The organism is Vitreoscilla filiformis (assembly GCF_002222655.1).
Lineage (GTDB): Bacteria > Pseudomonadota > Gammaproteobacteria > Burkholderiales > Burkholderiaceae_C > Ideonella > Ideonella filiformis.
The window spans coordinates 2,142,217-2,153,847 of the sequence record NZ_CP022423.1 but is presented as its reverse complement, the minus strand read 5'-3'; the positions used below and the strand labels follow the sequence as shown (position 1 = coordinate 2,153,847).

Annotated in this window: 11 protein-coding genes; 5 read left to right on the top strand and 6 right to left on the bottom strand. The window is 60.7% G+C overall.

Annotated features, from left to right (window positions below):
- Nucleotides 1–76: 76 nt before the first annotated feature.
- The 5 genes from grpE to VITFI_RS10290 form a co-directional block, all read right to left on the bottom strand.
- Nucleotides 77–685: a nucleotide exchange factor GrpE gene (gene grpE, locus VITFI_RS10310; protein WP_198301416.1), complete on the bottom strand. Its 609-nt coding sequence runs from the start codon at nucleotides 683–685 to the stop codon at nucleotides 77–79.
- Nucleotides 686–720: 35 nt separating this feature from the next.
- A complete protein-coding gene (locus tag VITFI_RS10305) occupies nucleotides 721–1,140 on the bottom strand; it encodes an RNA-binding S4 domain-containing protein (RefSeq protein ID WP_089416883.1) in 420 nt (139 codons plus the stop codon).
- A 4-nt stretch (nucleotides 1,141–1,144) separates the two neighbouring features.
- Nucleotides 1,145–1,462 (bottom strand): BrnA antitoxin family protein, encoded by a 318-nt coding sequence (locus tag VITFI_RS10300; RefSeq protein ID WP_089416882.1) that lies wholly within the window; start codon nucleotides 1,460–1,462, stop codon nucleotides 1,145–1,147.
- Nucleotides 1,463–1,607: 145 nt separating this feature from the next.
- Complete coding sequence (locus tag VITFI_RS10295; RefSeq protein ID WP_089416881.1) at nucleotides 1,608–3,053, bottom strand: sensor histidine kinase; 1,446 nt, start codon at nucleotides 3,051–3,053, stop codon at nucleotides 1,608–1,610.
- Nucleotides 3,050–3,739, bottom strand: a complete 690-nt coding sequence (locus VITFI_RS10290) for a response regulator transcription factor (RefSeq protein WP_089418097.1) — start codon at nucleotides 3,737–3,739, stop codon at nucleotides 3,050–3,052. Before VITFI_RS10290 ends, VITFI_RS10295 begins: the two co-directional genes overlap by 4 nt.
- A gap of 140 nt (nucleotides 3,740–3,879) precedes the next feature.
- Here VITFI_RS10290 and VITFI_RS10285 point away from each other — a divergent pair, with 140 nt between their 5' ends.
- From VITFI_RS10285 to VITFI_RS10275, 3 genes are all read left to right on the top strand, one after another.
- Complete coding sequence (locus tag VITFI_RS10285) at nucleotides 3,880–4,839, top strand: Bug family tripartite tricarboxylate transporter substrate binding protein (protein ID WP_089416880.1); 960 nt, start codon at nucleotides 3,880–3,882, stop codon at nucleotides 4,837–4,839.
- A gap of 81 nt (nucleotides 4,840–4,920) precedes the next feature.
- Entirely contained in the window at nucleotides 4,921–5,475 is a 555-nt protein-coding gene (locus VITFI_RS10280) for a tripartite tricarboxylate transporter TctB family protein (RefSeq protein ID WP_089418096.1), read from the top strand.
- 31 nt (nucleotides 5,476–5,506) lie between these two features.
- Nucleotides 5,507–7,003, top strand: a complete 1,497-nt coding sequence (locus VITFI_RS10275) for a tripartite tricarboxylate transporter permease (RefSeq protein WP_089416879.1) — start codon at nucleotides 5,507–5,509, stop codon at nucleotides 7,001–7,003.
- 689 nt (nucleotides 7,004–7,692) lie between these two features.
- Here the strand turns inward: VITFI_RS10275 and VITFI_RS10270 are convergent.
- Nucleotides 7,693–9,414, bottom strand: coding sequence for an AIPR family protein (locus VITFI_RS10270; RefSeq protein WP_089416878.1), 1,722 nt, complete (start codon nucleotides 9,412–9,414; stop codon nucleotides 7,693–7,695).
- Between VITFI_RS10270 and VITFI_RS10265 the strand changes: the two genes are divergently transcribed.
- Together VITFI_RS10265 and VITFI_RS10260 are read left to right on the top strand one after the other, a co-directional pair.
- Entirely contained in the window at nucleotides 9,413–10,108 is a 696-nt protein-coding gene (locus tag VITFI_RS10265; protein WP_089416877.1) for a response regulator transcription factor, read from the top strand. The two genes, VITFI_RS10270 and VITFI_RS10265, sit on opposite strands and share 2 nt — an antisense overlap.
- Before the next feature lie 4 nt (nucleotides 10,109–10,112).
- Nucleotides 10,113–11,576, top strand: a complete 1,464-nt coding sequence (locus VITFI_RS10260; protein WP_089416876.1) for a sensor histidine kinase — start codon at nucleotides 10,113–10,115, stop codon at nucleotides 11,574–11,576.
- Nucleotides 11,577–11,631: the final 55 nt, after the last annotated feature.

Here is an 11,631-nt window from a genome sequence, read left to right as displayed (position 1 = left end):
GGTCTGGCAGCGGGCTTTTCAAGGGGCTGGCGATGGGGCCGCGCCGCGCTGCCGTGGGTGGGGGTGTTAGGGGGAATTACTTGGGGGCCGCGACCGTCACAAGGGCGGGGCGCAGCACCCGTTCAGCGATGAGGTAGCCCTTTTGCAGCACCATCACCACGGTGTTCGGGTCTTGTTCAGCGGGCACCATGCTGATGGCTTGGTGCTGATGCGGGTCGAACTTGGTACCGGCGGGCGGGGCCACTTCCACCACCTTGTTGCGTTCCAGCGCGCTGGCGAGCTGGCGCAGCGTGGCTTGTACGCCTTCGAGCACCTTGTCTACCGGGGCGTTGGGGTTGGCGATGGCGGCTTCCAGGCTGTCCTTCACGGGCAACAGGCTTTCGGCGAAGGCTTCGACGGCAAACTTGCGCGCCTTGGCGAGTTCTTCTTCGGAGCGGCGGCGGATGTTTTCCGTTTCGGCCTTGGCTCGCAGGTAAGCGTCGGACACTTCGACGTGTTTGGCTTGCAGCTCGGCGAGCTGTTCGGCCAAGCTGGGCTCGACCGGGGCGGCGGGCGCTTCAGCGGGGGCTGGTGCGGCGGCGGCTTCGGTGGCTGGGGTGGGGATGGGGGTGTCTTCGGTCGTCATGGTTGGCAAAGGCGTTGCGGCGTGGGCGTCATGCCCGAATGCGCTGGCAACTGCGGCCACGGGCCCTCTTTTCAAGAGGGTGTTGAAGAATTTTTTCAATCGAGGGAGACGCTCCAGCGTTGCCAATCGGCCAATTGGCGCCGATCGCGTTTGGTGGGGCGGCCATGTTCGATGGCCTGCGCGGGTTCGATGCCTTGGCGGCGTTGTTCGCGGGCGGTTTCGCGGGCGTGCAGGCTGTCGGCGGTGTCTTCGTACAGTTGTTGGGCGATGGGGGCGGGCCCGCGAATTTCACTCAACCCCCGCACGACGATGATGCGGGCCGGTAAACCCGGCTCTCGCAAGGTGACCCGGTCGCCTAAACGCACATCGCGGCTCGGTTTAGCCGGCTGATCGTTGACATCCACGCGGTGTTTGCCGATGGCCTCCACCGCCAGCGCACGGGTTTTGAAGAAGCGAGCGGCCCAGAGCCATTTATCGAGCCGAACGGGGTGTTCGCAGAGTTTGGGTTCCAGCATGCGATCAACCCAAACGTCCGGCTTTCAGGTCTTCGCGCAGGGCATCGTTGACCCGCGTTTGCCAACCCCGGCCTGTGGCTTTGAGGGCTGCCAGTAAGTCGGGGTCGAGGCGCAACTTCACGGGGGCTTTGGTGGCGGCCTGAACGCTGCCAACCGGACGCCCACGGGTACGTCGGGCAATCTCTTCACGGCTGGTCACGCAGGCATACACCCCAGCCTGCGCCTCGGCCAGCGATTCGCGCAGGCCCGGCAGTGGCTGCCCGGCATCGGCCTCGATGGCGGCAGCCACCTTGTCAAGATCCAGTGTTTTCAACGTTGTCATGTGTCAGCTCCGCTTGATCTGTGTGGGCTTCACGTTCTCACGTTCGGCTTTGGCTCCTCAGCACGCCACACCGTAGCCGCTTGCTTCTGAAACGTTGGAGTTTCGATCACGGTACGCATGAATTAAATGTACACCCAAATAATTTTCAACCTGTGTGTTGCACCGGCAGCACCACCCGCACCTCCAATCCCAACACCTGAGGTGCGTCTTGCGGGTGCGCAGCGGCGGCCAGCCGGTTATCCAGCGTGATGCGCCCGCCCAGTGAGTTGACGATGTCTTGGCAAATCGCCAGCCCGAGGCCGGAACCGTGGCGTGTGTCCGTGGTGGCGAAGGGTTGGAACAGGTGTTCACGCCAACTGTCGGCAATGCCCGGGCCATCGTCGCGGATGCTCAGGTGTGCCAAGGTCGATTCACAGCTCAGACCAATGTGCAACGCGCCACCCGTCGGGCTGTGGCGGATCGCGTTGTGCAACAGGTTGCGCGTCAGCTCCCGCAGCGCCCATTCGTGGCTGCGGATCGGCACATGCGGCGCGGCCTCCAGCTCAAATTCCAGCTCTTTTTCCACGATCAACGGTGCCAAATCAAGCGCCACCGCCCGCACGATGACCGCCCAATCGGAGCACGGCGCATCGGTGTGTTGGCGCATCTGGGCGGCCTTGGCCAAGGCCAGCATCTGATGGGCCAGTTGCGTGGCCCGCTGCACCGTTTGATCGATTTCCGCCAGCGCTTGCTGGGGCGGCACGTCACCGCGCCGGGCGGATTGCACCTGCGTTTTCAGCACCGCCAAAGGCGTGCGCAATTGGTGGGAAGCGTCACGCACGAAACGCTTCTGCAACTCCAACAAATTGCGCAGACGCGACATCAACTGGTTGTTCGCATCCAACAGCGGTTGCAGTTCGCGTGGTGCGTCGGCCACGGGCAAGGGGGTCAAATCGCCCGGCGCTCGTTCGCGCAGACTGTGGCTCAAGGCCAGCACCGGTCGCGTGGCGTGGCGCACCACGAACACCACCACCCCCGCGATGATCAGCACCAGCGCCGCTTGCCGCGCCAGCGTGCCCCACAACAGACTGCGCGCCAGCGTCTGGCGCAACTCCAGCGTTTCAGCGACTTGGATCGTGGCCATCGCCTGGCCGCCTTCCCAGGTCACGGGTTGCAGCAACACCGCCACCCGCACCGGATGGCCCTGGTAACGGTCATCGTAAAAATCCACCAAAGCCGCATACGGCCCTTTCGGTGGCAGACGCCCCCGCCAGCTCGGCAGAGCCTCGAACCCGGACACCGTTTCCCCTGCAAACCCCGTGACCTTGTAGTAAAGGCGGCTGCGGTTGTCGGCCTCAAAAGGCTCCAGCGCCGAATAGAGCAAGGTGGATTTGAGCCGTGCTGCGCGCCCGGCAGGGGCTTCGACTTCCAGCATGTCGCCGATGGATTTGGCGGTGGCCAGCAAGGTGCGGTCGTAGGCCGTGTCGGCGGCTTGCAGGGCTTGGCGGTACAGCGCCCAGGTGGACAGGGCAATCACTCCGATCACCGGCAACAAAATCCCCAGCATCAGCCGGTCGCGCAGTGAGCGGGTGGAAATGCGCCACCGGCTCATGTTTCCGCCTTGAGCAGGTAGCCTAAACCGCGCAGCGTCACCAACTGCACGCCGCTACCCGCCAAGCGTTTGCGCAGTCGATAGGCCACGACTTCCACCGCCTCCAATTGCACATCGGGATCGTCCCCGAACACCGCTTCGAACAGCCGCTCTTTGGCCACCGCTTGGCCGGGGCGTTGCAGCAGCGTGCGCAACATCGCGGCTTCGCGTGGGGCCAGCTCCAGGGGCGCATCGTGGCAGTAGATGGCGCCGCTTTCCCCGTCCAAACGCAAACTGGCGTACTCCCGCGAACCCTCGTGCAGCACTGGCGCCGAACCCGATGGCGACGCACTGCGGCGCACGATGGCACGCATGCGGGCTTCCAGTTCATCGAGGTCAAAGGGTTTGGGCAGGTAGTCGTCGGCGCCGGTGTTGAGGCCGATGATGCGATCCCCAATGGTGCCGCGTGCCGTGAGGATGATCACCGGCGCCCGCAGCCCCTCGGCGCGTGCTTGCGCCAGCACTTGCAGGCCGTCCAGGCCGGGCAAACTCAGGTCGAGCAACACGACATCGGGCAGGCTGGCGCGCCAGCGATCCAGCGCACGAGCACCATCTCCACAGGCGACCACCCACATGCCGCGACGCTCCAGCGTGCGCTGCAACGTGGTTTGCATGGCGGCATCGTCTTCGATCAGCAGGACTTTCATGCGCGTCAACATAGCACCGCCAGAAGCTCGGGATTTTCCCCAGGGTGTGCAACAGCGCTTTGACAGCTTGGTTCTCGACCATGAACCTACTCACCACAGAGGGCCCCGCGCCCCACCTTCAACCGCTTGGAGACCCCGACATGCGCCGCGATACCTTCCTCAAAGCCTTGGCCGCTTCCGTTGCCGTGGGCAGCTTGCCGCAGCCGAGCTGGGCTTCGGCCAACCTCAAAATGATGATCCCTGCCAACCCCGGCGGCGGTTGGGACACCACCGGGCGCGCCCTGGGCAAAGCCCTGCAAGACGCGGGTGTGGCCTCGGCGGTGACCTACGAAAACAAGGGCGGTGCAGCGGGGGCCTTGGGTTTGGCGCAGTTCGTCAACGCCAGCAAGGGCGACGGTAACGCCTTGATGGTGATGGGCGCGGTGATGTTGGGCGGCATCATCACCGGCAAGCCCCCGGTGACGTTGAGCCAAGCCACCCCGATTGCGCGTCTCACGAGCGAATACAACGTCTTCGTGCTGCCGGCGGACTCCCCCTTCAAAACCATGAAAGACGTGGTCGAGGCCATGAAGAAGGATCCGGGCAGTGTCAAGTGGGGTGGGGGCTCGCGTGGGGCCACGGAGCACATCGCGGCGGCCATGATCGCCCGTGAAGCCGGTGTGGATGCCGCCAAGATCAATTACGTGCCCTTCCGGGGCGGTGGTGAGGCGGTGGCGGCTATTTTGGGTGGCAACGTCAGCATCGGAGGCAGCGGGTACAGCGAGTTTGCGTCTTACATCGAGAGCGGCAAGATGCGCGCCATTGCCGTGACCTCGGGCACCCGCCTCAAGGGGTTGAACATTCCGACGCTCAAAGAAATGGGCATCAATGTGGAGATCGGCAACTGGCGCGGCGTGTACGCCCCGCCGGGCATCACCCCACAGCAGCGCAAAGCCCTGACGGACATGGTGGTGGCGGCGATGAAGTCCAAAGCGTGGGCCGAATCGCTGGAAAAGAACGGTTGGACGCCCGCTGTGCTCACCGGCCCGGCCTTCGACGAGTTCGTCGAACGCGAGTTCGCCACGCTGCGCATGATCATGGTCAAGTCCGGGATGATTTAAGGCCGTGGTCGCCTGAGCGTTTCTTTTTCTGAGTTGTGGGCCGGCCTGCGGGGCCGGCTTTTTTTGCCTTGGGAGCTGGCCATGTCCGAGCCGCTTGCGCCGTCTGTGAATGAACCTGTGGGGGCCCACGATCCCGCCCCAACCCGCTTGCAAGCCCTGTTAGGTGGTGCGGTGGCTTTGCTGGGGGTCTTGATGGCTGTTGGCGCCGCCAACATTCCTTCGGATGCTGGTTATGCCGGGGTGGGGCCGAATTTCCTGCCCTGGGTGGTGTCGGGCGGCTTGATGCTGTGCGGCGTGCTGCTGGTGATCGAGGCGCTGGGCGCTGGCGGCTGGAAGCGTTACGCCTCGCCTTCGGGGGCAGCGCAAGGGGATTGGCGCGCACTGGCCTGGGTGGCTGCTGGCATTTTGGCCAATGCGGCGCTGATCACCCGTATCGGGTTCATTTTGAGTTGTGCGCTGTGTTTCGTGTTGGCGGTGCGCGGGCTGCGCCAAGCCGAAGGCCGCGCCGCAGGCAATCTGCGCACAACCTTGGGCGATGTGGGCGTGGGGCTGGCGCTGTCTGCGCCGGTGTATTGGCTGTTCACCAAGCTGTTGGCCATCAACCTGCCGGGCCTGACGGGCAGCGGCTGGCTTTGAGCGTTCGCCACTTTCTCATGGGATCTTTGCCATGGACATTCTGAATAACCTGCTGCACGGTTTTGCCACGGCTGGCACGCTGGTGAATTTGATGTGGGCTTTCGTGGGTTGCGCGCTGGGCACAGCCATTGGGGTGCTGCCTGGCCTGGGCCCAGCGGTGACGGTGGCGATGCTGCTGCCCATCACCTCGCAGGTTGAGCCGACAGCATCGATGATTTTCTTTGCCGGCATCTACTATGGCGCGATGTATGGCGGCTCGACCACGTCGATCCTGCTGAACACCCCCGGCGAAACCGGCACCATGGTGACGGCGCTGGAAGGCTTCAAGATGGCCAAGAGTGGCCGTGCAGGCGCCGCGCTGGCCACTTCGGCCATTGGCAGTTTTGTCGCGGGCACCATCGCCACGGTGTTGGTGACGCTGTTTGCGCCCTTTGTGGCCGATGTGGCCGTCAAACTCGGCCCGCCGGAATACTTTTGTTTGATGCTGCTGGCCTTCACGACCGTGAGTGCCGTGCTGGGCTCCAGCATGTTGCGTGGCATGACGGCGTTGTTCATCGGCCTGGCCATCGGGCTGGTGGGCATGGATCAAATTTCCGCCCAAGTGCGCTACACCGCTGGCATCCCCGAGTTCATGGACGGGATTGAAGTGGTGCTGATTGCCGTCGGCCTGTTCGCAGTGGGTGAAGCGCTCTACAACACCCTGTACGAAGGGCGCAGCGAGGCCAGCCTCAACACCACTGGCCGGGTTCACATGACGAAGCAGGAATGGCGCCGTTCGTGGCCGGCTTGGCTGCGTGGCACGGCGCTGGGTTTCCCGTTTGGCACCATCCCGGCGGGCGGCACGGAGATTCCCACGTTCTTGAGTTACGCCACCGAGCGCAAACTGTCGGCGCACAAGGCGGAGTTCGGCACCACGGGCGCCATCGAAGGCGTGGCCGGCCCGGAAGCGGCGAACAACTCGGCGGTGACGGCCACCTTGGTGCCGTTGCTCACCCTGGGCATTCCCACGTCGGTGACGACGGCGATTTTGCTCAGTGCCTTCCAAAACTACGGCATCAACCCGGGGCCGCAACTGTTCACCACCTCAGCGGATTTGGTGTGGGCGCTGATTGCGTCGCTCTACATTGGCAACGTCATGTTGCTGGTGCTGAACCTGCCGCTGGTGGGGATGTGGGTCAAGCTGCTGAAGATCCCGAAGGCGCAGTTGTACGCCGGCATTTTGATTTTTGCGACGGTGGGGGTGTACGGCATGCGCCAAAGTGCCTTCGATCTGTTCTTGATGTTCGGCGTGGGCCTGTTGGGCGTGCTGATGCGGCGCTTTGATTTCCCGACCGCCCCGGTGATCGTCGGCATGATCCTGGGCCCGATGGCGGAAGCGCAGATGCGCAATGCGCTGTCCATCGGGGAAGGCAAGTGGAGCGTGTTTGTGGATCGCCCGATGTCGCTGGTGTTGTTGACGCTGGTGACGGGCTTGCTGGTGGTGCCGCCGTTGATGCGTCTGCGGGCCAAGTTGCGCGCGGCGCCCTGAGTTTGGAACTCACTCTGCGGGCGTGACAACGGCCCGCTGCTTCCACTGCCGAGACCGTCCAGCGCCGCCCGCACCGCTTCGAGTCGTGCTGCGGCTGTCTGGTTGGGCAAGCGCGCCACCATTTTGTCTTTCAACTCTTTTGCGTACCCTACTACTTCATGTTTTTGCGCCCTCGGCGCTCAACATTTTCGGGATTTTCGGGAGTGGCAACGGGTCTGACGCTGGGGGATCCTGACACGGATTTGGATACGCGCTGCTGAAGGATAAGTCCCACCACTGCTACAAGCTACACAATAACGTGGACGCGAAGCACAAACTGATCCGCAAGACAAAATAATGCCGGCCAATGCAGACGATGGGCTATAAGGCCAGCAAGCGCTTCGGTTTGAAGGTCAAGAAAAGCCCAGCGCCGCAAAAGCAGCCGGGCGAAGAAATTCATAGCTCCGAATTTTGCATCCACAATCACCAGACCAACTGCAATTGATTATGCCTGCGGTTGAATGGAAAATCGAGAAATGCCTACTCTATCAGTACAATCTATGCAGCAGCATTATCAAATACACTTTTACTCATGCTGGGATTCTTAAACAACACCGCAAGAAACTTCCCAGAGTAATGCATCTCGATTGACGTCACCATCTTTGAGTGCGCATCTTCGCAAATAGCATCCAAGTCAAAACCACCAACCATTACATGAAAGTCCGCAATTGGCTGTGATAACTTCTCAATACCAATCCTCTTAAAAACAACGGCCGCAAGAACTCTATTCCCATGAATAAGAACACCCCAACGCGCGCCACTCTTTTTAGAAATGCTTGATTTCTTTTTTTCGATCCAGCGCTCAATCGCCCGAAGCAGAACCGTGGCATTAAATGCTTTTGCCCCGCTAGTCGTTGGATTAAACAACGTTTTGTAGGGGGCTTTTTTAAGTCAGCAAAAAAACGACCAATACCCGTTTTTATTTGAACAGCATGGCCAGATTCGCCCGTTGCACAAGCAAGCGCAGTCGTAACTTCAACAAGCTCGCATGCAGTTGCAGTAGCCACAACATCCCCAGACCTGACAAATTGATAATCAATACCTTCAATAGCCATTTCCTGCCGAATTCTTTTTTGCTCCAAATCCTGCGCAACAAAGTCTCTAGGCTCAACCCTGTTTTGCAAATTATTGGTTCTAGTTACCTCACTACCAAAGCCTTCAGGTGCATCCTTTAATAAAATAACACGAATTGGCACTCGAACCCGACCAAGCTGCTCATCATTTTCAACCCTAGCAAGAGAACTTACGGTTTGAGCTCCATTAACGATAGATGCCCCCCTAAACGAAAAGACTCCCGCTGACTTTGATGCGGCCCCAGCGGGTGCTTTTGATACATCGTTGGCAACCAATGTGATACCGTTATTAAAATACCAGAACTTTTGAGGCGCCATAGCAGCGGAATTCTTGATTTCGTTATTAACCTCTGTACTACCAAGCGAATGCCTAATGTTTGACGAAACCAAACTTTTCCCATGCGTTTTCCACCAAAATTTAAGTGAAAGACCATCAATCAGGCCAAAATAGGCCGGATGGGGCGATGGCACATGAGACCAATCCAAAATAGTCGCATCTATTTCAACACTACTCTGAGACAAGTCATTTGCAAGACCGGAATACACCTCCGCCAAACCAATAATTGATTTACTTGCAATAGCATCCAGATCATCACCATTCAGCTCAGAAATAAAATCATCAAGCACAGCATTTCCGTGGCGAGCCAATGAACTTGCACCAGTTGATATAACAACCAACTCTACCGAGACTCCGGGAGTCCCAATGCGAAAAGCTATATCACTAAAACGACCCTGGAGACGTTTGTGGAAGTTCGTCGGATCCTGCTCAATTGAATCACGAACACCCTTAACAAAAGTATTTAAATCTTTTGCCTCTGGTTCACCCGAGCCTTTATTTATCCATTTCGACTGCACAAATACAACACACTTCGCCGATTCATCAAAGAATGCAGCATCAATTCCATTATCATCCACACCATCCCAAACAGATTCGGACGCCTCCTTCTCAGAGCACCCCGACCTTAAGTAAACAGCAAATGCAGCCAAGCATCGGCTTAATATTTTCTGCTCTCGCTCCGCATCATTGGCACCAATATCCTTAACATCCAAATATGGCTCAAACATTGCTCGAATTTTCCCACGAATTTGATTAACTTTTAGTGTAGACATATTGCCAGTTGCATGTTGATTAGCGAATGACCACTGAAAAGGCAGCCTCAGTTTCAGAGTGTGATACTCCTGAACGGAATGATACAGGGAAGACCAGTGTGATTGCCCTGACATACCAAGCGGCTCACGTCCCCCAGCAACCTCGCCACCGCCTCTCGCATCGCCCAACAGGTTAAGCTCCCCCCCCATGAACCTCCTGCTTGCCGAAGACGATCACCTGCTGGCTGACGGCCTGACCACCCAGTTGCGCCAAGCCGGTTTCACTGTGGAACACGCCCCCAATGGCGCAGTGGCCGAGTTCCTGCTCCTCAAACAGCCTTTCGACTTGGCCATCCTCGATCTGGGGCTGCCTCTGGTCGATGGGCTGACGGTGCTCAAACGCACTCGCGTTGTCAAACCAGAGCTGCCCGTGCTCATCCTCACCGCCTTGGACAGCCTCGACGACCGCGTCGCCGGGCTCAACGCCGGGGCGGATGACTACCTCAGCAAACCTTTCGACTTCCCCGAACTCGAAGCCCGCCTGCGCGCCCTGCTGCGCCGCAGCCGCGCCAGCAGCCCCGCCGCCACCGACATGGGCCACCTCAGCTTCTCGCGTGACACCCGCCGCGCCAGCGTGCGCGGTGAGCCGCTGGAGCTGAGTCCACGGGAGTCAATGCTGCTCGATTTGTTGCTGACCCACCGCGACAAAGTCGTCACCAAAGACCAAATCAACGCCACATGGGCAGCCGACCGCAGCACCGAAACCAGCGCCAGCACCGGCGGCAACAACGCCATTGAGGTCTACATCCACCGCCTGCGGCGCAAGCTGGAGCATTCTGGGCTGGCCATCCGCACCGTGCGTGGCCTGGGCTATCTGCTGGAACTCGACGCCCCCGCCGCCTGAGGCCATGGCCCGGTTTGCCACCCTGCCCGGTGCCCGCTCGCTGCGTCGCTTGCTGCTGGTGTGGGTGCTGGTGCCCCAGGTGGTGCTGTGGCTCGCTGGCGCCGTTTTCACCTTCAATCTGGCCACGCGCTACGCCAACGAGGCCATCGACGCCAGCCTGCTGCAATCGGCCCGGGCACTGGCCCGCCAGGTCAAGCCCGTGGGCAACGGGCTTTATATCGATTTCCCGCGTGCCGCCCAAGACATCCTTGAAGCCGATCCGCAAGATCGCCTGCTCTACATGGTGAGCACCCCGCCGGGGCAGTTCATCCTGGGCAACCGCAACCTGCCCGATCCGCCCCTCGATCGGCTGCAATTGGGCGTGCCGTTTTTGTTTGACAGCCACATTGCCCAAGAACCTGTGCGCATCGTCGCCCTGCTGCTGAGCTACGGCGACGAACTCGGCCCGATGCAAACGATGTTGGTGCAAGTCGCCCGTTCCAGCGCCAACCGCGAACAGGTGGCGCGGCGCATTTTGGAAGACACGATGTTGCCGCTGTCGGCGTTGATGCTGCTGCTGAGTCTCATCGTGTGGGCGGGGGTGCGCGCTGGGCTGGCCCCGCTCAACCGGATGCGCAACGTGGTCGAAGGGCGTAACGCCACCGATTTGACCCCCATCGAACTGGACGCCGCCCCCGAGGAAGTGCGCGCCCTGGCCCACGCCATCAACCATTTGCTGGCACGAGTGGAACGCAGCGTCACCGCCCAAAAGCGCTTCATCAGCGACGCCGCACACCAACTGCGCACGCCGCTGGCCGGCCTGAAAACCCAAACCGAACTGGCACTGGCCGACGCCGCCACCACCGACCAGCGCCAGCGCCTGCAACGGGTTCAAGAATGCGCCGTGCGCAGCGCCCACCTCGTCAACCAGTTGCTGACGCTGGCCCGCGCCGACCCCGAATCGGCCACGCGCCAAGCCCATGTGCGGTTGGATCTGGCGGCGTTGGCCCGGGATGTCACCGCCGAACTGGTGCCGCGTGCCCTGCAAGCCCGCATCGACCTGGGCTACGGTCACACCCACGATGGCAGCGACAGTGATGGCGACGACACGCTACCCGTGTATGTCCACGCCATCCCGCTGCTGCTGCGCGAGGCCCTCAGCAACGTGATCGACAACGCCTTGCGCTACGCCGGCAGCGGCAGCCAGGTGACGGTGCGCGCCTACGCCGATGCCGAACCGGGGGGCCGCCCCCGTGCCACGCTGGTGGTCGAAGACACCGGCCCCGGCATTGCCGACGAAGCCAAGCCCCAGGTGTTCGAGCGTTTCGTGCGCTTCTCCCCCGACACGCTGGGCTGCGGGCTGGGCCTGGCCATCGTCAAGGAAATTGTGGAACGCCACGCCGGCACGGTACACCTGCACGACGTGCATCCACACGGCCTGCGCGTGGTCATCCACCTGCCACGGGCATCGACAGGGACTTCGGGTTAATACCATCGTCAGAAACATTAATAAAACATTAAAGTTTATGCACACGATCTGAACA